The 20,397-nt window shown below is 57.4% G+C and carries 16 protein-coding genes and 6 pseudogenes; 9 read left to right on the top strand and 13 right to left on the bottom strand.

Annotated elements, in window-relative coordinates:
• Positions 1–14 precede the first annotated feature (14 nt).
• The 6 genes and pseudogenes from IEX91_RS13625 (at position 15) to IEX91_RS13600 (ending at position 7,053) form a co-directional block, all read left to right on the top strand.
• Positions 15–1,378: pseudogene (locus tag IEX91_RS13625) on the top strand (RNA-guided endonuclease InsQ/TnpB family protein).
• Between the two features lie 335 nt (positions 1,379–1,713).
• Positions 1,714–2,022: pseudogene (locus IEX91_RS13620) on the top strand (toxin-antitoxin system TumE family protein).
• A gap of 685 nt (positions 2,023–2,707) precedes the next feature.
• Positions 2,708–3,299: pseudogene (locus tag IEX91_RS13615) on the top strand (IS6 family transposase); the annotation flags it as partial.
• A 1,040-nt stretch (positions 3,300–4,339) separates the two neighbouring features.
• On the top strand, positions 4,340–4,945 hold the full coding sequence (locus tag IEX91_RS13610) for a hypothetical protein (RefSeq protein WP_188879661.1): 606 nt from the start codon (positions 4,340–4,342) through the stop codon (positions 4,943–4,945).
• Between the two features lies 1 nt (position 4,946).
• Complete coding sequence (locus tag IEX91_RS13605) at positions 4,947–5,498, top strand: hypothetical protein (protein WP_188879659.1); 552 nt, start codon at positions 4,947–4,949, stop codon at positions 5,496–5,498.
• 739 nt (positions 5,499–6,237) lie between these two features.
• Positions 6,238–7,053 (top strand): helix-turn-helix transcriptional regulator, encoded by an 816-nt coding sequence (locus IEX91_RS13600; protein WP_456152228.1) that lies wholly within the window; start codon positions 6,238–6,240, stop codon positions 7,051–7,053.
• Positions 7,054–7,463: 410 nt separating this feature from the next.
• Here the strand turns inward: IEX91_RS13600 and IEX91_RS13595 are convergent, their stop codons facing one another.
• The 8 genes from IEX91_RS13595 to IEX91_RS13560 all read right to left on the bottom strand — a co-directional run bounded on the left by IEX91_RS13595 (position 7,464) and on the right by IEX91_RS13560 (position 12,820).
• Positions 7,464–8,357: a DNA-binding protein gene (locus IEX91_RS13595; protein WP_188879657.1), complete on the bottom strand. Its 894-nt coding sequence runs from the start codon at positions 8,355–8,357 to the stop codon at positions 7,464–7,466.
• 618 nt (positions 8,358–8,975) lie between these two features.
• On the bottom strand, positions 8,976–9,545 hold the full coding sequence (locus IEX91_RS13590; protein WP_188879655.1) for a hypothetical protein: 570 nt from the start codon (positions 9,543–9,545) through the stop codon (positions 8,976–8,978).
• Positions 9,542–9,910 carry a hypothetical protein gene (locus tag IEX91_RS13585; protein ID WP_188879653.1) on the bottom strand — a complete coding sequence of 123 codons (369 nt, stop codon included), beginning with the start codon at positions 9,908–9,910 and terminating at the stop codon, positions 9,542–9,544. The genes IEX91_RS13590 and IEX91_RS13585 overlap by 4 nt, the downstream gene beginning before the upstream one ends.
• Before the next feature lie 92 nt (positions 9,911–10,002).
• Positions 10,003–10,326, bottom strand: a complete 324-nt coding sequence (locus tag IEX91_RS13580; RefSeq protein WP_188879651.1) for a hypothetical protein — start codon at positions 10,324–10,326, stop codon at positions 10,003–10,005.
• Entirely contained in the window at positions 10,323–10,673 is a 351-nt protein-coding gene (locus tag IEX91_RS13575) for a hypothetical protein (RefSeq protein ID WP_188879649.1), read from the bottom strand. The genes IEX91_RS13580 and IEX91_RS13575 overlap by 4 nt, the downstream gene beginning before the upstream one ends.
• Positions 10,674–10,908: 235 nt before the next feature.
• A complete protein-coding gene (locus IEX91_RS13570) occupies positions 10,909–11,229 on the bottom strand; it encodes an AzlD family protein (protein WP_188879648.1) in 321 nt (106 codons plus the stop codon).
• A complete protein-coding gene (locus IEX91_RS13565; RefSeq protein ID WP_188879647.1) occupies positions 11,222–11,932 on the bottom strand; it encodes an AzlC family ABC transporter permease in 711 nt (236 codons plus the stop codon). The genes IEX91_RS13570 and IEX91_RS13565 overlap by 8 nt, the downstream gene beginning before the upstream one ends.
• Positions 11,933–12,160: 228 nt before the next feature.
• Positions 12,161–12,820, bottom strand: coding sequence for a helix-turn-helix domain-containing protein (locus IEX91_RS13560; protein WP_188879646.1), 660 nt, complete (start codon positions 12,818–12,820; stop codon positions 12,161–12,163).
• A gap of 358 nt (positions 12,821–13,178) precedes the next feature.
• Between IEX91_RS13560 and IEX91_RS13555 the strand changes: the two genes are divergently transcribed.
• Positions 13,179–13,535 (top strand): hypothetical protein, encoded by a 357-nt coding sequence (locus tag IEX91_RS13555; RefSeq protein WP_188879645.1) that lies wholly within the window; start codon positions 13,179–13,181, stop codon positions 13,533–13,535.
• Positions 13,536–13,609: 74 nt separating this feature from the next.
• Here IEX91_RS13555 and IEX91_RS13550 read toward each other — a convergent pair whose 3' ends face one another.
• The 5 genes and pseudogenes from IEX91_RS13550 to IEX91_RS13530 form a co-directional block, all read right to left on the bottom strand.
• Positions 13,610–14,857 (bottom strand): glycosyltransferase family 2 protein, encoded by a 1,248-nt coding sequence (locus IEX91_RS13550; protein WP_188879643.1) that lies wholly within the window; start codon positions 14,855–14,857, stop codon positions 13,610–13,612.
• 452 nt (positions 14,858–15,309) lie between these two features.
• The gene (locus tag IEX91_RS13545) at positions 15,310–16,452 is read right to left on the bottom strand and encodes a sensor histidine kinase (RefSeq protein ID WP_188879641.1); all 1,143 of its coding nucleotides are present in this window, start codon (positions 16,450–16,452) and stop codon (positions 15,310–15,312) included.
• A 107-nt stretch (positions 16,453–16,559) separates the two neighbouring features.
• Positions 16,560–16,820, bottom strand: coding sequence for a hypothetical protein (locus IEX91_RS13540; RefSeq protein ID WP_188879639.1), 261 nt, complete (start codon positions 16,818–16,820; stop codon positions 16,560–16,562).
• Between the two features lie 137 nt (positions 16,821–16,957).
• Entirely contained in the window at positions 16,958–17,380 is a 423-nt protein-coding gene (locus IEX91_RS13535) for a hypothetical protein (protein ID WP_188879637.1), read from the bottom strand.
• 1,139 nt (positions 17,381–18,519) lie between these two features.
• Positions 18,520–19,424 (bottom strand): annotated as a pseudogene (locus tag IEX91_RS13530) (phage NrS-1 polymerase family protein); the annotation flags it as partial.
• On the opposite strand from IEX91_RS13530, the pseudogene IEX91_RS16340 reads away from it, so the two are divergent.
• Together IEX91_RS16340 and IEX91_RS13525 are read left to right on the top strand one after the other, a co-directional pair.
• Positions 19,422–19,634, top strand: a pseudogene (locus IEX91_RS16340) (hypothetical protein); the annotation flags it as partial. The pseudogenes IEX91_RS13530 and IEX91_RS16340 sit on opposite strands and share 3 nt — an antisense overlap.
• Before the next feature lie 81 nt (positions 19,635–19,715).
• Positions 19,716–20,397 (top strand): annotated as a pseudogene (locus tag IEX91_RS13525) (hypothetical protein); the annotation flags it as partial.

Genomic DNA, 20,397 nt, shown 5'->3' with positions numbered 1-20,397 from the left:
ACGTAGATCTACAAATGTCTGTTGTCGTGAGGCGAACCAATACGTTCGCGGTCAGGCCGTTCTCCACGCAGGACGAGCAACTGCTCCGTGAGCTGTTGGACACCTCCGCCAGCCTGTGGAACGAACTCACCTACGAACGTCCCAAAATCGCGTAGCGATTTTGTGTGCGAACGAGACCGTAGGTCTCGTTAACGTCGCCAGAACTTCTTCGACGGCGAGTCGGTGTGGAAGACCGCTGACTACCGCAAGCAGTACGTCGGCGTCCTCGGCTCCGCCACCGCCCAACAGGTCATCCGCAAGAACAGCGAAGCGTGGCGATCGTTCTTCGCTGCCCGAGAGGACGGCGGGGACACCGCCCCACCCGGCTACTGGGGCAACGAGGACGACGGCAGGGAATTGCGGACGTATATCCGGAACGACCAGTACACCCTCGAAACCGGCGAACGGAGTCGCCTCGAAATCCCTGTCGGCTAAGACCTCAAAGACGAGTACGGACTTGGCTACCACGACCGCCTGCGCCTCGAAGTCGCTGGCGACCCCAAATGGGAGGGCGAACAGGGCCGGTTGGAACTGTACTACGACGAGGTGGACGACACGTTCAGGGCCATTCAACCCGTTACCGTGCCTGATTCTCGACGGGATTCACGAGGAATCAGCTGCCTTGGACGTCGGCGCGAACAACCTCGTCGCCTGTACCACCACGACCGGCCAGCAGTGCCTCTACGAAGGTCGTGACCTGTTCGCCCGCTTCCGCGAAACCACCGAGGAGATCGCCCGCTTGCAGTCTAAACTCCGCGAGGGACGGTACAGTAGCCAACGGATTCAGCGCCTGTACCGCAAGCGAACACGGCGACGCGACCACGCACAAGACGCGCTCGTCCACGACTTAATCGAACGGTTGTACGAGGAGGGCGTAGCGACGGTGTACGTAGGCGACCTCACCGACGTGCTGTCGGTACACTGGTCGGCGCGAGTGAACGAGAAGACGCACCAGTTCTGGGCGTATCGATCGTTCATCGACCGTCTCGCGACGACGGCCAAGGAATACGGCATTGCAGTCGAAGTCGAGTCAGAAGCGTACACGACCGCGGAGTGCCCTGTATGCGGTGAGCGAGACGATACAGAGCGAGACGGCGATGTGTTCCGGTGTTCGTGTGGCTACGAAGGCCATGCCGACCTCGACGCTTCGCGGACGTTCCTCGAACGACAGGCCGGCACGAATCTGGAAGTCGGGTCGATGGCACGGCCCGTGCGCCTCAAGTGGGACGACCACAATTGGTCGGAGTTACCAAGCTCTCCCGAGAGGGCCAGTCCCAATGAGGAGCGCACAAACTGGAGTACCGGCGACGGGAAACTTGTCTCCATGGGTACGGCATAGCCAACATCCCCTCCGGAGGAATCCCACTCCCTCAGGGTGGGAGGATGTCAAAGTACTGTCCTCGCAGATCGTCTTCATTGTGCTCATCGTGACACGGCCGCCGTACTCCGGGCATCTGGACGTTGTCTCGTCAGTCTGTACACCTTCATCGAAGCCGTTCTACCAACTCCCTTACCCCTCTGGGGGAGACAAACCCGTCGTCCAGAGTGATCTCGAGTATTGACCAACGTTTGGCGTCCCCAGTGTGTAGTGTTGGTTAACCGATGTGCGCCCTCTAGGCTATGTGGTTTCATCCATAGGCTTTTGACTAGGGAGGGGGGTCCATAGGGTGACGGATGGCGTCCGACACCACGGTCGCAGATTGACGCGACGTCAGAAACGGCGATGTGGTGTCCATCACCACCCAGCAGACCGAGCACGACGAATACCCAAGTAGACGGGACTACAGCCTCCACTTCGGCGAGGTCGGAGGCGACACCATCCTCCGCTACGACAACGCCCACGAACGCACGAAGGGCCACGAGCGTCACATCCGCGACGACGTCGAGTACATCGACTTCCCCGGGATGCTCGAACTCTACGAGCGCTTCGCGCGCGAAGTCGACGAACAGTCGTCGACGTCGTGGGACTGGTCGCTTGAGTAGGACGCCACCCAAGGGGAACCACCATGCCAACGCGCAAAGTCACCGTCGGCGAACGCGAGACGCTCCACGAACACCGTCGGCGCCGCCGCACCCCAAACGCTCCGACACCCTCCTCTTACTGTGGGTTCTGAGCGTGGGTTGGGAAGGATACTACCGTGTCTGTATATCTTGATTAGTGTGGCTTCAGATCTAAACTGCTATAACCAATCAAGAGGTCCTGTATTGCATAATTCTACAGAGCCACAGTTGAAGCGGCACTAGCGTCGTTCATTTCAGATAACGACTACCTTACCGAAGACCGAGAACTCCTGCAACTCGCTGGTTTTCGTTTAATAACTACCCTGTGCCGGTGACGATGTATACGTCAGACGCGAAGGTGAAAACCGCGTATATGAGAGCGTAGAGAACGATGATAGTTAGCGTCTGAGTAAGTACAAACGCAAGAATAGCTCCGACTCTGAGGACGCCGAGGAACACAAGTGCTAGGCCGAATAAATAGTGAAACATTATACTGGGGGGAATGGGCTATAGATCTGCTACGTATTCTCCCGTTGTCTATTTTCCTCTCCAAACCACTGTCTAGTTAAGCCAGTTTGAGGAACGAGCAAGCCGTTGAGTAATTAGCTCAGATACTCGCATACCTGATTAGGGAGGTCTATGACGGTGATTTAGAAAGAGGTTGGGAGCGTTCACCGTCCGGCTCTACGCGACCAGTTGTTCACTTAGGGAGATGAAAGAGATTCTTCGGCTATTCGGCGTAGAACGTTCTCATCATGTGATCATTCAGTGGGTACCTTGAGTCTCTGATAGCGTTGACGACCCGTCTGAGGCGCAACCGAAGCGGGTCGCGGTTGACGAAATCGCTATCAGGATCAACCGCGAGTGGTCTTGATTGTACGCCGCGATCAATCTTGACACGAAGCTGATTTTCGGCATCGCCTTGTTGGGCGGCAAGGCACCGATCCGACGATTACGCTTCTGCATGGTCTCCGCGAGAAACACGATCTCTTCGACACGGTGTTTCTCGTCGATCAGTTCGGCTATCGGACTGCCCTTTCTCGATTAGGGGTGAGCGGTCGGGTGGACTATACCAACCGGAATCTCATCGAAACGTGGTACCACACGCTCACGATGCGCATCGATCGTTTCCAGAATTCTAGATGGACAGTCAGTCGAGCGCACGCGAGTGGTTTGGGCACTTCGTGCATTACTACAACCATCAGAGGCCGCATCAATTTCTCGACGGAAATACGCCAGCCGAGAAGGTGCTAAACTAGACAGTACCATCACGTTCTTCCTTTTATATTGTGGACAAGATAGCGTAGAAAAATGGTAATAGACCCTAAAGCAGTAGCTGTAAGTAGACTCTCCCAAAATGAATGCCCGTCCCACAGAAAAACCATTGTGAGAAATAACAGGACAAGTATACCCACAATAAAACTTTCACCTACAGGTCCAACTCGACCTCCAAAGAATCGTCGGTGTTTATTTTCGCTCATAATTCAAGTTTCATTCTGCATATTAAAAATAGTTCGGGTGCCACGCTTCGGTAGTGTTCAGATAAGCTGGTTCCATGCAAAGTCGAACGCTTGAAGACAATTTCGAGGTTTCTACGTCAGCGTGGCTGAAACAGTTTGAGAACTAGATTATTCATCATTTTAATTCTTGGAAGACACAGTTGACGCTGTTCTGATTGCCGTGTTTCTCGTATCGGTAATTGGGGCCATGCCGATAGTGCTGTTTGTAGCCACGATGCAGAATCGACAAGACAGGCGGTGTTTAGTTAAGCAAAAGCTAGTTGATCAGTCGCTCACGGGTCCGAAATCGAAAGGGATCAAGCGGTCGTGAGCCGAACTGACGCAAGCACGGCCGGAAATCGCGCGCGGCGAGATGCAGGCCACGAAGCGAGGAATTTTCGAAAATCCCGACATCGTCGTCTGAGTCGACTGAATATGTCTAAATAAACACTAGCCCGACCCGTGTGTTTTTCTGAGGCTCGTCAAGGCGTTCATGGTTGAACCCGTTACCAATCCTAGTCGTACTCGGTGAAGATCCGTTGAGATACGTTTACTGCCGCTAGAAGTACCTATATGACTCACAAATGTCTGTCCATGACATCCCTACATTATTCACCCCACGACGTATAAACATGTGCTACAATTGTCTTGATTTAATAATACGTTAGTATTTGCTACCGGAGTCAGGTTTTGACTCCGATTTATTGATTTAGTCCACACTCTGATTTTGCGCAGCAGATAATTCACTCGTTAGTTAGCTAGGCAGATATAATCATCCGATGATGTAATTATTCTCCTGAATGTTGATCTACCTGGTTGACACCATGACCAAAAGCGATCGAGATTCCCAACTTGAAGACGGTGGGGAAAAAAGAGACAGTATGAATAGTAACCTGTCGCGGCGAAAAATACTCCAAGCGGTCGGCAGCAGTGCAGTTCTAGGTGTCGGCATCTCTCAATTTTCAGCGTCAGCGACTGCAGAAAGTAGACAAGATCCAGATAAAATTACTACAAATCCTCTCTCAAATAGAAAGATGGGGCAGCTACGGGGAGAGGTTATGTCTTCAGCAGCATTCAAAGCTGTCCGCCAAGAGATCCGCGACCGCGGGTACTCCCCACAGCTTGGCGAAAGTGTTATTGGAAAAAAGGTGACAAATGAGAAGACTAGCACATCATGGTCAGTTTTCAAGGTTGAGTGCACCCCGAATGACCCTCCAAAATCCAACCAAAATGCCATTCTCTACGCAAAGAAAAAATTCGGTGATATATATGTTAGAGGAATATATCAACGAGAATCTGACCCAATCAAAATGATCGACTGTAGTGCCCCAGCTGCGCAGAATGGTGCTGCGAATGAGGATCAGCTAGTTACATACTCCATCGCAGTTAACAGCGAGGAAAAATAATATGCCTAGCACTATTCCCGGTTACAACTATGTAGGCTCCGTACAAATCGATGAGCTATGTGGTCTTTTCGACGACCCAAATAGCCAACTGAACCAGTGGTTAAATAACAGAGGAGTGGACTATTCTGCAACCGATGTTGGTTGTGCTACTCTCTCCGTCGCTGGTGGCCTAGGTGCTGGTGGTGGAGGTCTGGTGGTTGGTGGAGTTATCTGTGGTTCTCAAGTAATCGGATGTGCTGCAAATGATGCTATTCGCGAGAACACCTCTTGCGATGATCAATATGTGGATGTATATATAACTAAAAACTCTGATAACCTGTCTTCTCCCGGGGCAGTAATGCTGAGCGTACATTGTTCGGGCACAGATCTGTCTGATGACGCAGAACAGATCGCAGATGATATTGCGGATACGCTTGAGTCAGATATTAGTGATGCATATGACGTTTCCGTTAAGGTAGGGTCTGATGTTGTCGACGAAATTGCAAATACTGCTGAGGACGCAGCTGATGCTGCAACAAACATATACAATATGGGATCTGATTTGATATTCTGAATATGTAGATCTCGGCTGTATAATAGGAGGGAAAACTAGTTCACCTCTATTATAATTCGGGATTATTAGCACTGTCTAGTTCTGCACCTCTTGTGCTGCCATCTTTCCATCGAGAGCTTAGCGTGGTCTCTGCCGGTTGTAGTAATGCACGAATTGATCAAGCCAATCGCGTGTGCTTGACCGACTGCCCACCTACGAGTGATAGAAGCGGCCAATGTGCATTTTGAGGGTGTAGCACCACGTTTCGATATGGTTCCGGTCGGGATAGTCGGGATAACCGCTCGGTCTATTCGAGAAAGACAGTCAGATAGCTATAGCCGTCAACGAGGAACTCGGTATCTGCGAGATTGTACTTCTATTGGAGTCGGCGGAGAAACGCAACTGCTGAGTGAGCCCTGCTATGCGACCGATCCACGCCAAGTACGTCAAGAGTCGTTGTTGTCTCACGGCGCGAATAGCCGACTTCGTGGCGGTGGGCCACGGTGCCGGTCAAGGCGTTCGCCGCCCGCTCATTCTCCCAAGAATCTTCTAAACCCGTGTCTAAACCATTCTTAGGCAGATCGGGAGTATAGATAGGTTATCTACTCAACAAGTTTTTAAATTGATATCAGAAAATATGTTTGGGAATTTTACTGCCTACAAACGCGCCGTCCCCCATCTAATATCGACTTTATTTCCACTCATACTCGATAATTACAGATAGGTTTTTCAATGCGGGAAAATATACCTAATTGACACGATGGAGTCTCTACCTAAAGACCTCGTTGCTGCCCTCCAAACCCGGCACGACATGCTCACTACCCTCTGTACGAACTCTCACACCAAGGCAGACCTCGAAGACATCCTCGACACCTCGCGGTCGACGGTGAATCGTGGGATACGCACACTCCAAGATGTGAACCTCGTCACCCGTAACGACGGCTGTTGGCAAGCAACCCCACTCGGACACTACATCGCTCGCACCCGAACCCAGTATCTCGACCAGCTTAGCACGTTCGAAGCAGCAGCCCCATTATTCGAACAGTTCGATCAAGGCGACCTTCCACCGGACGAATTCTTCAGAGGAGCCACCGTCTACAGAACAGAGACACTAACTCCAAGCAAGGTGATGGCGCAGTTCATCGACCACGCAACCGATGGTCACACTCTCCGTTTCGCCACGCCCTCCGATGTACTCGGACACACTCGAGAACTCTATGACCAGCTCCGGGAGCGCGATGGGTACGACTTCGAACTCATCGTTCCGAAGTCACTCTTCGAGCCGGCCATGGAGGTTTTCCCAGAGTTCACCCGGTCACTTGTTCACGACGATGCCACTGGATTCTATCAGGGAGAGGTTCCGTTCTCGTTTGCGGTTTGGATCGTTGACGATGCCTGTGCTGGTGTCCTTATGTTCACGGACTACGGCATCGCCGGCCTCCTCGTAAGTACCACTTCACAGGCAGTCGCGTGGGCGAACGACCAATATCAATCCGTGAAGGACAATGCAAGTGAAATCTTCTTTCGCGGTGAGTCCTCAGCGATGACTCACACCGGGTCTGCGATATCCCACTAATCCTCGAAGACACTTCGGGAGTCTACCGTTGTTCATTTTCGGGCTGCATCGGGCCCGCCCTTCTCCTCGGCTAATCGTTTTCTGCTCGAACCTCTTCCGTATCTAATTTTTTGATGTGCTTGACATGCTCTGCAATCGCGAATTTACTGTTGGACGTTTCACACCGGACCCCACTGTTGACGATCATTTGGGATATCTACAGGCATCAAACACCCACAGTCACTCTTGGCGACGACAACCAGCACGGTCGGACAAGTCAGGATACATTGCACTCAGATGTCATCAGATAATAGATAGGTCGTGGCTGCGCGCGCAGCGACCCTGTGGAGGCGAGCACGGAGGGGAGGGTGGGGCGGCGGGGCCTGGGTCTGGTCTGGCAGACAAAAAAGAAAGAGCCCGCGATGGTCGTCTTACTCCCAGTACCGCCCGCGCTCAGGGAAGTGGAGGTGGGTCCAGCCGGTGAACGCGATGGACACCCGACCTTGGTACCAGTTCTTTGAAGCGCCCCGAACGCGCACGCGCTCGTCTTCTGCAACCTCGCGCATCCCGCTCTTCTCCCAACTCGTGAACTTGATCCGCCCCGTCTCGTCCTCGAGCAACCCAACTTGAGCGATCTTTGCGGAACTTGGCTCCCACAACTCGCGGACACGACCGTCGATGCTCACCTCGCCACGATCGACGTCTTCAACCCGATTGATGGGGATGACCTGTCCAGGCGCCGCTTCGAGTTCGTCCTTCACGTCGAGGACGGCACGCGTGATGTCCGCGCCGTCGAGCACCGCCTGTGCGAGCCGCCGACTGATCGCCGCCCGCGACCACCCACCGAGTTCGTCCGCCAGCCGGCCTGCCTGCTTGTTCACTGCCCCGAGTTCCTCTCGGGAGAGCACCTCCCGGGCATCTCGGTCCGGACTACACGACCGATCCACGCTCGCCGCCCGCCGATCGAACTCCCTGTTCCACTCGGCGCTCCGCGCCGCCGCGACGTCACGCGCCCGCTCAGCACGTCCATCCTGCTCGCCGAGTTCCGCCTGTGCACTGATCCGATCCAACTCCGCCTCACGCGCCTTAATGCGTTCCTCTTGTGCGAGCGTCACACCGGGAATCCGCTCCTGATCCGCGTCTGCGATTCCCTCCGGGTGGTTTGCATCCACCTTCGCTTGCGTCTCCTCGTTGACTGTCGCCTGGAACGCCGGCGTCTCCGCCACGACCGTGAAGCTGTCTTCGTCGACCGTCTCGCGCTCGACGTCCTCGAATGCCTGTTCATCCACCGAAACGACCTTTCCGCTAGCGTTGTTACTGGACATTGGAGTTCACATACTCCGAAGGCGCTCACGCGCTGACACCGCGATGCCCAAACATCGCGGTTTCCTCACTGACGACGACCGACAGGACTCTGCGCGCTCTCGCTCGCGCCTTCGCGAGCGCCCCTTGGGGCGCGAGCGAGAGCGCGCCCTCGACGGAGTACTCATCTAGCACCGCGCGCCGACCCGCCCGGAGCGAGCGGCCAGCGCATTCCCCGTTCGCCACGACGCAACTACGTCCGTCGCGGTCGGCTTCGCCGAGGTCCGTAGGACCCGAACGGGAGAAGCGCTGGCGCCGAGGGCACATGCACTTTAGCCCGGAACGGGCGCGGGCGGTGCGGAGAGCGCCCGCACGCCCGGAATGGTCGGTCGCAAGCGAAACGAGCCGCGACCGTAGGGAGCGGCTCGACGCGAACGGCGAACAAAGTGAGCCGTGAGCAAGCGGAGGGCGGCAGCGGCGAGCGGGGCGGGCCGGTACGGACACACCTGTCCAGCTGGTTACGTCGCTCGATGGGCAATTGACAGAATTGGTGGACTCAGAAAGGCCTCGGCCGTTCAGGAGCTGTCGCAGGGACTGGGTGCTCGGCGAGCAGTTCGTCGATGGCGGCGACTCGGGGCCGATTATTCATCGAGGCGCTGGAGTAATTGCGTGACGTAGGGGCTGTTCTCCCAGCTCCGATGCGGGCTGATTATCGTGATCAGTGTTCGAGCCGCCTCGTGGCTCAGATACCCGTTTCGAGCGTACTCCACGATGAGCCGCGGCGTCGGGACGATCCGTGGGCCTTGTAGCACGGCGTGAATCAGCGGGAAGTTCGTCCCACCGAACTCGTCGGTGAGAAACCCGTCGACGTCGAGCGCGTTCGCAAGGACGATCCCGTCGGTTTCGCCGTCGTCGAGGCCGAACGTCGGCCGGGCGTCCGGTGCCTCGTCGTGCTCGTACGGATCTTCGACGCTGTAGTGGTTCCGGGCCGCGAGGACGTTGCTCGCAGCTGCGGCGTGGATATCCTGATACTGCGCGATATCGCGGAGTTCTGCGACCACTTCTGAGGAGACGACGACGTCACAGGAGGTGAGCAGGTACTGGAAGGGATCCGGAACATCGGGCCCGACCGCTGCATCCGCACGAGGTACGGCGAGACTGACGAGGGCGCTCGTGTCAGCGACGGCGGTTCGCAGTTGCTGACCGCTCATCGGTCGTCATCGCCCGCAGTGTCGACCGTCGTCACGTCCCCCTCGTAGACGTCGACGTCGTCGGGCGCAGCGAGATCGAGCGGCTCATCCTCGAGGTCCGCCTTGAGAAGGCGGAGCCGCTGGGCGGTCTCGGCGCCGACCAGTTGCTTGACCGTTTCGAACGCGAGCTGGTCGTCGTAGTACTTCGTCGCGACCAGCTCCTGGAACGTTTCGCTGTCGGCGGTGTCTTCGATGTACTCACGAATCGCCTCGACGAGGAGGTCCGTCCGGTCCGTGTCGAAGAGGTCGGCGATCGCGTCCAGCCGGTCGACGAGGTACTCTGGCGACTGGAAGTGCACTCGCCGGGGGTCGTCGCTGGCACTCATTCTATGTGCATGTTCTGCACATAGATGCATAACGGTTTCGGCGGATGCACAGAGATTGCACATCACCGCCCGTGGGATACGAACCGCCCAGCTTACGTTTCCGCCTGCAGTTCGCGGAGCGTCGCGACGGCTGTCGTTCCGATCCGGACGCCGTCGACGGGTCGAACACCCAGGTCAGCGGTTGCCGTGCGAAACGGCTGGAACTCGACGAGGATACGATGTGTGACCGTGCGAACAGTCTCCTCATCGTAGCGCTCGAGGACGTCAGCCATGATCTCGTCGAAATGCGCATCCGGATGGTCGACGCGGGGATGCTGCCCGCGCTCACATAGGAGCGTCCACACCGCCTCGAACGACGGGTCGTCCGGATTCCCTGTCGCATCTTCCACCGGGTAGGTGGCGTTCGCTTCGGTCATTCCCCGTCTCCTGTATCTGTCGCCGCGACGTCCGTCGATTGACGTTGTCGGACGTCTCGGTGAATCGCTTTGAGTGTCTCGGTATCCTCGATTGCTTCGAGTTCGTTGACGAGTTCGGTGAGTCGTTGCTGGTGGGCGACCGTTTCCGGGTCGCCGTGCTCCGCCTCGATTTCCGTCACGGCAATCTCTCGGTCTTCGTGCCACCCACACGTCCAACACTGCCGGTGGAGCGTGATGCCGTCGCCCTCCTCTAGATCGACGAATACGTCGACCAGCCGTGTTGACGGCGACCACCCTGGGCCAACCTCTCGGGAGATCTGTGATCCGCCGCAGTCCGGACACTCCATACGTCGAGATCGGGTGGTAGGCCCCTAAACCGTCCGGGTGGTCGTCCATCTGGGCCTTCAGGTTGTTGTCGACGGCGACGGCAATGTCCGAAGTCTCATATAATACTATGTAGACACAGGAATACGTAAATATTGGGCGTGTCGCGTTAATGTAGGCGTGATCACGCCGATACCGACCGGGAGACTATACGTTACGTTCGCGGAGCATCCGGTGTCAGAGTCGGGGAAGCCACCGTCACGCGACCACTGGCAGATGGCGGAGGAGTAGTACGACTCCGATTCCCGCAAGCATTGAGTAGAGGATGTTTCCGGAACGCCACGCGACGATGAGCGCAGCGAGGCCAGCAATCCACTTGGCGGGGCCTCCGTGTGCAAGTTTAGGCACGATGAGCGACACGAAGATTGCACCCGGAACGTAGCTCAACCACGCTTGGAACCGGGGAGTCAGCTCAAACTGGCTTACTAACCAATACCCGCCGACCCGAGTAAGATACGTTCCGACTGCCATCCCGGCGATAGCGGCGAGTGAGACTGTACTCATCTGTATCTTAGACATATTCATCTCGGACGACGCCAGCGATGCTTCCTGTTAGTCCGCCGATGATGATATACCAGTTCCCCGCAATCACGACAGACGTAGCGAGCGCAGCCAACGCTGCGATACCGACGGGAATGGCGTCTTCGCGTCCATTCCACACACCGGCCAAGAGGGTGAGGTAGATAGCGATGAACGCCATGTCTAGGCCGTATTTGGCAGGGTTCTGGATGAGACCGCCGATTGAGACGCCGAGGGCAGTTGCACTGATCCATGCAGCGAATACGATGAGGCCACTTCCGAGAAGAAATGCGGCGTCGTTCTCGCCATTCGACCGGGCACGCATCGTCAGTCCCCACGACTCGTCGTTCAAGAAATAGAGTATCCCGTAGGTTTTGCGGGGGGTGAGCCGTTTGAGCCATGGCTGAATCGACGCACCCATCAAAAGGAGGCGAAGATTTACCGCGACTGTTGTGACTACGATAGCGATGACTGGGAGGGGTGACGTCCAGAGGTCGAGGACGACGAACTGCGCAGACGCGCCAAAGACCGAGATGCTCATCAACACTGTTTCGAGCGGTCCAAGTGACGACTGCCGTGCGAGAATCCCGAAGACGATACCGTAGGTGAATACACCGAGCGCAATTGGGATGCTTTGTCGGACTCCTGCGACCAATCCCGTTTTACTAAACTCTGTCCTCTCTGGCTCGTTGTACTCTAGCATAGTTCATGGTCTCTCTCGTCCACAAACGGAAGTGGTTCCGACGGCATCGGGGGCTTTTCCTGGTTCGTGTTCTTCTGATACAACTCAGTCCACTGCTTCCCGATATCTTCTGTCATGAGTACGATCTCGGTCTGTTAGTTAGTTCAGTGAGCGAAATGCTCCAGACCGTAGTAGCAGACAACGGAAGAACTACGAAGAGTTTCACCTTACTATACTCGGGTGAGCCGTCTATCCGACCGAGTCTTGCGCTTCAGGTGGGTCAAGAAGATGGTTCTCAGCCGAGCGTAGATGTTCGAGGAATGTCGTTTTCGAGACACCGAGATCGTCAGCGAGCTCCTGAACACTCGTTTCTCGCGGCCACTCATAGTATCCGTTCTGCCGTGCCAGCTCGTAGGCTTGATGCTGACGTGGTGTAAGTTCGTTTAGCCGGTCTTCGAAGGAGGACTGGAATCGGTCTTGGTCAGCCGGTGTAACGTGCTCCATAGTAATTTTCGCATCGTACTCCGTCTGGATTTCGTCCATTCGACGGCCGAGGCTGCAGCGATCCATCTGGACCAAGAGCGGCCAAGTCTCCTGTCCGCCTTCCATCTGGGACGTTCCATTGAGTACGAACCCCCGGGAAAAGAAGGCCGGACCGATGCCCTCAGTAAACTCATACTCGATAAATACGTCCTGTGAAAACGTTCCAATAGCTGACTCTGGGGCGATGCTCTCTGTTGGTGTTGGTTGCACTTCTCGAACGTGGCTTATCCGAGTGGATTCCTTCGCGGTCTGGACGGCTTCGTCCACGTGATCCGGCGTATCTCCATAGATAGTACACCGCTCGTAAGCCCGCCGGCCGTCCATCACGCACCCATATCCGAGAACGCCGGCACCTGTCTCGTCCATAACCTCGGAAGACCAACAGCCTGGATGCCACAGTTCCAATTTGACGCTAAGAAGCTCGCGTCTCGGTGATGGCATGCTGTTAACATTACTACGGTTAGTCAAAAAGCATCTGTTTTGAATCCAATCATAGTAGGCTAAGACTTGAGTATGTATTTATCCCGAGGGTACTCCTCTCGCCAGCGGGTGATTCCCGGAGAACACCTTGCTCAATAGCTTCCTTGGGAATTCCTCGGCTAGCCGTGTACAATCTCGGAGGTGGAATTGTTGCGTGACTTAATTATGCGGGTGTTCTCCCGGAACACCCGTTTAGTAGCTGTGCGCACGGAAAGACTATCAACAAGTATGAGTGACGACACGTATGAATCGTAGTCTCCCCGTCGCGCTCGGTGTCGGCGTGCTTGCCGCTGCCGCCGTCTACGCGCTCCTCGTCCCGTACTGGTACGTTGCCGCCTGTATTGGCGGGACGTATGCGGGCGTCGCGTACTTCGCGCAGGCGTATCCCGTCGCTGTCTTCCGGTATCGCACGAAGTTCAACGAGCGCACGGACACGGTCGGCGAATTCATCGGTATCATGGGCGTCAACCTCGGGCTTCTCTCGTTTATCGCCTACCTCGACGTGCCCTCTGGGGTGACCGCCGCCCTAATTGTGTGGTACATCGGTGCTGTAGTGTTCATCCTCTTTGCAACGCGTGCCCGCCACGAAGTCGGCGCGTAACTGAGAGTCTCCCGTTAACGACTCGACCACCTACTGTGACGGTGTGAGACTGGTTCTATGACGTCCTCTAGGAGTTACTTGCCCCCGACCTTCGTCGTCACTCGGAACGTCTCCGGCGGCTTGAGGATCCCCATGACCGTTCCCATCGAGTGGATGACGGTGATAACCGGCGCCAGCGGGAGTGCGAGCACCCAATACCGGTAGTCGTCTCCGTAGTAGAAGACGCCGAGGAGGAACCAGCCGAGCGTACACAGCCCCAGTCCCATCGACGCCACGAAGAACAGGCCGGGATAGACGATCGTCACGCTCAACAGCGACAGCGGGACGACGAGCAGGGTGACAATCGGCGAGAGCGCCCACGCGTAGTTTCTCACGCGAGTGAGGAGTTCGTACCGCCGGGGGAGCATCGTCGACGCCTGGACGTTCCCGGCCGCCCAGCGACGGCGCTGCTGGAGGATCTCGTACAGCGACGGCGGGGCTTCGTTCCGGCAGACCGCGTCCGAGAGCGCGAATGTCACGTCGAACTCTTGGAAGGCCGCCCAGACGAACGCAGTGTCCTCGACGAGCGTCTCCCGATCCCACGTCGTCTGCTCCTCGACCTCCGTTCGAACCGCGATGCCGCCACCCCACGCGAAGAGGGGAATCGAGAGTCGCGCGAACGCGCGCTGCTCGAACTGGACGCCCATCCGGTAGATGTCCGCCAGATAGCTCAGATTCGACCCCGTGCGGCGCGGCTTCTCACGGAGCTGGACGATATCGGCGTCCGGAAGCCCCTCGAATGACTCAACGACGCTGTCCTCGTCGAGGTAGAGCACGAACTCCCTCTCACAGGTCAGCGCCTGGCGCGCCCACTCCTGAGCGCGTCCCTTCCGGACGGCACGACAGGAGAACTCCTCCGGGACGACGTGAACGCTGGCCTCGGAGACGTCGATGGGCGACTCCGCGATCACGTGCACGTCGTCGAGCCCCTCCGGGAGGGAGTCGACGGTGTCCTGGACGACGTCGGCGGCGTCGACGGTCAGGATGCGAACCTGGATCTCGTCGAGGCCGTACTCGGTGGGCGGCGTCTCGTAGCCCGCCCCCATGACGGTCGTGAGGACGAGCCAGCTGAGCGCGGTCGCCCCGAAGAGGAGCGTCACGCCCCAGAGCGCGATTCCGAGTAGCGGCGCGAGCCCACCGCTGTCGACGATGGTGGTCGTCGCCGCGGCCTGACTCGGGGCGCTTCCCGGCCCGGAGACGATGGACGGTGCGAACACTGTCGCCACGCCACCGACGAGGAGTGCGACCGTGACTGCGAGTAAGGCGATTCGTTCGGTGTTCATCGTACCTCCACATTCCCCGCCACTCGTATGAACTGTCCAGACGCTATCGCCGAATTCGAGTGACTTTCGCGTGCGCTCCCGGTGTTAATCCCATCTAATCCGAGTTAATCGCACGACTGAACCGCGTTGATGACTGCTACCGTGTGACGCGATTGCGTGTAATAAGCTGTCGGTTAACCGGCCGGTCACGCCGCGCGACTGTAGCGTGCGCATCGGGTTGCGTTCCGATAGACGAGGGAACTCACGCTGCTTTTCGTTTAGGGGGGACACAGTCGACTGAGGGCTGAAATGCCGAACGGGATATCCTCATCCGGAGAGTTATACCACTGTCTTCAGTGGCTGATGGCCTCTTCGGAGGGAAGATAGCCATCGGAACCACGCCGAGGACAGTCCTGTTGACCGAGCACACTCCTGTCGTGTAACCCTCAGCCGCGCTACGACGTGCCTTGGGGCTACCAATAGGAGTCGATGGGTCCAGATCTGCTCTGTGGGAGTATGATCCGAACGATTGTCCCCTGTGGCTCCTTATCTTTGATTTCAACACGGCCGTCCGACATCTCTGCCACCCAGTAAATGACCCATAGCCCAAGTCCGAGGGTGTGAATGAGTGGGGTTTCTTCAGAGGTGTTGATCGCTTCTTGATCAACGCTCGGTATTCCCTCGCCCGTATCCTTGATCTCAATGACAACCTCACTATCGCGGTCCTCCTTCACTACTACTGAGACGGCGGTGTCAGCTGGATTGTGCTCGAATGCATTCTCGATCGCCTCCTCAATGGCTAGAGAGAAGGCTGAATTCACCCGCACACGGCAGGACTCCGGGAGGTCCGTAGTAAGGGTACGGTCCGGATACTCCTCCTGGACTCGTGCTTGTTGTGCTTCGATCACCTTCGTCAGATCGAGTTCCCGCTTCTCTTTTTCCTCCCAAATCGAGACGAGCTGCCGGGTCCGCTCGGCATTGTCAAGTAGGGACTCTAGACGTTTGCGGATGATTGTGAGCTTCTGCTCTCTCGCTGATGCAGTGGTGTCGCGTTCAAGCTCGTCCAGGTAGCCCAACACGATCGACAATTCGTTTCTGACGTTGTGCCGCATCACCCGTTGATTGATCTGCAGCAGCTTAGAGAGTTCTTGGGCTTCTTTGAGTGTCTCTTGAGTCTCGATTGCGTATAGACTGCCTCGAGTACCGACTGCTACTCCGAGAGTGCTGGCAAACGATACTAGAAAGGACAGCTCAGCGGGACTCCCCTCAAGATGCCAGATCAACCAGACAATAACTGCTAGGAGAGCAAACGAGAGAGAGACGCCGATTGAGAGATAGAATGACCGCCACTGTCCAGAGTGGGAAATATTACTCTCTGAAAGGGTGTATGCTGTGCGTAATACGACGATTGCAAGGATCCAGATGATCAGTGACTCCAGCAGCGTCCCTATGCCATCCCCCTCAAACACAGCATGCTGTAACCCAAGTGCTATGCAAAGGCCACCTAACCCGTAAAACCCATAGCGGGGAGAGATATTGGGGGCCATCATCAACCGTCCTAAGTGTATTTGCTTCAGCCCGCCGTAGTAAAAAACATAGGACGCCTCCTCATACATTATGGACGGTCGTCTCAGGGCGCCCTGTCGTTTCGCTACACGTTGTCTCTCTATCGTGCCGTTCCAACTCTTGTCCGTCTCCGAGAACCCCGTGGGATCGCGTCCCCCTAGTCAAGTGTGGTTTCGGTGACGCGGAAGGTGCCGTTGGCTTCGTAGAGATAGCCACGATTCAGCAGTCGCTCGACGGCGTACTCGCTGTCACTGTGTTCGGTGGAGAACGTGTCGGCCTCCTCAGGGAGTGCATAGGCTTCCTCGTAGGTGAAGTCGCTCTGTGAGACATCGGGAGTGTCGCGAAGAATCTGGCAGGCCTCCTGCACCCACTCCGGGAGTGGTGCTCGTGGGTCGGATGGGTCAGAGAATCGCGTCATTGAGGCTTGAAGGTCGTAAACAAGTGTATGACCGTATCGCTTGTGAACCGTCCCACCAACGACTGCATCCTCTCCGGGAGATCCGGATTTAACCAACAAACCTTCCAATAGTCCTCTTGTGTTGGTTAATAACCCGTCTAGCGAGTTCGGAGGACATCGATGGGGCGAACCCGACACACGTCGCGGCGTCGCGCCCACTGTCCATCCTCGACTGGTTGATCGAGCGTGAGTCGAGCGACGAGATCATCCTGAACGGTGAGTTGGCGGACGGACGTCTCCCGCCACCCGAGCCGTGGATCATACATCCGCTTCTGGACGGTCGTTCCATCTCCCTGCGCGAGGTACTGCGTACGCTTCACGCCGAAAAGCGTCGTCGACGTATACTCGACGCCGACTCGTTCACGCTTCAGCGTCGAAATGACGCCTTCGACGAACCGCTGGATCGCGACCTCCCCGACGTCGTTCGGCACGTGGAGTTGGAGTGGTGTTCGTGGGTGCTGTTCGGTTTCCAGTTCCGTGTCGGGACGTCGTTGATTGTATCGCTTGTTGTGGTCGAACATACTGTTTGAGAGGGACTGTATCGGCCCCTCCAGCCCTCACAGGGGCGAGAAACACGACCAGCGGAGACGCCCACCGTGAATATCTGATCCGAATCGCCGGCATCAACTCCATAGCAGATTGGTAGTGTAGCGTCGTCGGCGCCGTCGCGACGACATGCCATGCTCAGCCGTGCCCCCTCCCCGTCGTCATCGTAGCCGTCGAAGTCACTAACTGACCACACGTGCACGCGCACCATTGATTCCGGAAAGACTAAATTCACGAACGGAGTAGGGGAATGTACGATGCACGAAGACGCCCAACGCCGCATGAATCGTGATGTGGCGGACAATGATGACCTATACGAGGCGTTCGCGGCGACACCCGATGACGACGAGGAGTGACTCCGTCTGCCGGAGACTACATTATCGAGCTGGGTTCCACAGGACGATTTTGAAGTAGAGGAGTCAGACCAGGAAGAGTCGGTCGTGCCGATAGAGCGTATCTAGCCGGACTGGTGGGAGCTGTCGACGTACTCGATGGGAGTGCAGGACGGTTTCTCGCGAGACGGACGCTGGCCACCGTCCCGGCGAGAACTCGTTCTGACGCAGAAGTTCACGGAGGAGGACGAGTGCTGTCCGATGGTTCGCGTCTGGAAAGAAGTGCTTTCCAGCGATTGCATGCATCCAGCCAGCACACTGCTCGTACAACGGTGCATCTCGGGGGAACTCGTCGAGTACGCGTTGAACATCCCATTTCGCGTCACCCAGATCCGATGCCGGAGCACATCGAACTGTTCTGCGCCAGTCTGCTCGTACTCCGCGTCGCCCTGAAGGAATTGTGTATTCTGAATTTTGAAGTCAATCGGATCGATGCCTGAAAGCTCGGTGATCCGTGGTTGCGATGCCGAGTCGGCAAACCCCATTACGTGGCATTTCTCCCCCGTCCTCTTGAGCACCCACGGTTGGCGACGAAGTTGAATCGGTCCACGAGGAGATCCAGAAGCCACGTGCATAGCTCCGCCATGACCTCGCGGCTGATCTCGGCGGTGACCCCGAGGACTACGACTCCGAGACGTACTGGCGGAACCGTGGCAGTCAGAGTAGTACTGGCTCCGTCTCCGATGAGAACTCCAAGTAGATTGTCGTCACCCCAGACGTCGTCACTCCAGATCGAACCAGCCCTTCGTTCGACCCCACACCGACGACTCTTCATCGCGCTCGGTCTCTGTATCCGTCTCTGCCTCTGCGGCATCGAGTTCGTTCTCGAGGCGTTCGATCATCGCTTCTAACTCCGCGATCCGGTCATCTTTCTCCTCGAGTGTCGCTTCGAGTGTTTCGACACGGTCGGCTAATACGCGATTTTTCTCCGCGAGATACGCCTCCCCTTGTTCACCACGCGACGTCGCGCTCTGCCCGTCCGCTTCCACGTCATCCGCGGTCTGCGACGTCTCGGGATCGTAGAACTCCGAAGTTCGTTGGACGGCGCGCTCGATGGTCTTCTCGCCGTACGTCGCACCGTCCGCGTAGTGGACCTCGTCCCACTTCTCTCGCATCAACCCCGACTCGCGGAACAGCCGGTCCATCTGCGACTCGTCGCCGCCCGTCCAGAACGCAAGCAAACAACAGAACGCCATATCCGCCTCCGACTGACTCTCGTACCCACCGAGACGACCGTTCCACAACCGCTCGAACTTCTCGCCATTCGACGCGTTCCTCGCCTTCTCAAGGAGCTCTTCGTCCTCAAGGTCGACGTCGTCCGGCGCCGCGGCCGCCGTCGCGGACGCCCCGGCGTCGGCATCGTTGCTCGCCTCCTCGTCCGGCTGGACGTAGTCCTGGTGAATGCCACGCAGCGCGTCCTGTCGGCGCGCGATTCGTTCCGGCGTTCCCTCACATAATCGCCGGTAACAGTGAAGAACCGCGCTGTCTCGTAGCACTCGACGCTCCCACGACGATTCCGGCCGTCCGGAAGGTCGCCTTCGACGAGCACGTGAAAGCCCGTTCCCGACGGCGACACCTCCGTGTATGAGTCCAACCGCTCGACGATGTCGGTCGCGACATCGTCGACGGCGCGTACTACCAGACGACGTTCGCGTACTGGCAGCAGCTGCTCGCGGCACGCGCCACGCAGGTCGGCGTTGAACCGACGACGCCGTCGCCCTCGACGCCGACTTCGGAGGGCGTCGGGACGGGCATCACCGCTGACGGTGAGACGGTAACAGCTACCCCGGATCCCTTGCTCGATGCGTGGACGGCAACCGGGACCGGAGGGCGATAACGATGGGGCGCACGAAGCCGACGTATCGGGATGCGCTGCGGGCCATCGAAGAAAGCTGGGCGGGGTTCCGGCGGGCACTGCGCCGTCGCGACCGAGCGCGATGACCACAGCCCACGCTTCTACGTCGGCGCTCGCGACCCAGACGCCGATCTCGACCTCTCGCGACTCCAGTCGGTGTACGACCGGCATCCGGACGTCGTCGCGACTGAACGGGTTGCGCGACGACCCGGCTTCCGACGGGAGGAGGAACCAGTCCTCGCCGTCGGCGTCACTCACATCGACCGCGTGACTTCGCTCGCCCGGCAAACGCGCCAGCTCCCCGACTATCCGATCGGAGAGCTCGCCTGCTTCAACGTCGACTTCTCGCGCGAGTTCCGGTACTGTCTGGAGACTGGCGTCGATCCGACGCCGACGAGCGAGCTGTCGACGCTCCGGCTCAGCGTCCCGGTAACCGAAACGAGCAACGAGGTCTACAGGGAGCTGTCCGTCGCCGGCGACACCGTCACCGGCTCGTCGACGTCCTCCAGCCGATCGTCGACGCCCGCGACGAGATCAAGGCGGCCATCCGTCGCGAGAAGGAACGGGACGATCCCGACGAGGACCGACTAGCAGAACTCGAGGGGCGGTCGGGAGCCCTGAGATGGATCCTCGTCGCCTGCTTCGGCTACCAGGGGTTCAGCAACGCGAGGCTCGGCCGCATCGAGTGCCACGAAGCGATCAACGCGTTCGCTCGGGAGATTCTGCTGACGGCGAAACAGCGGCT

The sequence above is a fragment of the Halarchaeum nitratireducens genome, assembly GCF_014647155.1.
GTDB classification, from domain to species: Archaea; Halobacteriota; Halobacteria; order Halobacteriales; family Halobacteriaceae; genus Halarchaeum; species Halarchaeum nitratireducens.
The sequence above is the reverse complement of the archived record's forward strand: the minus strand, read 5'-3'. Positions and strand labels throughout refer to the sequence as shown.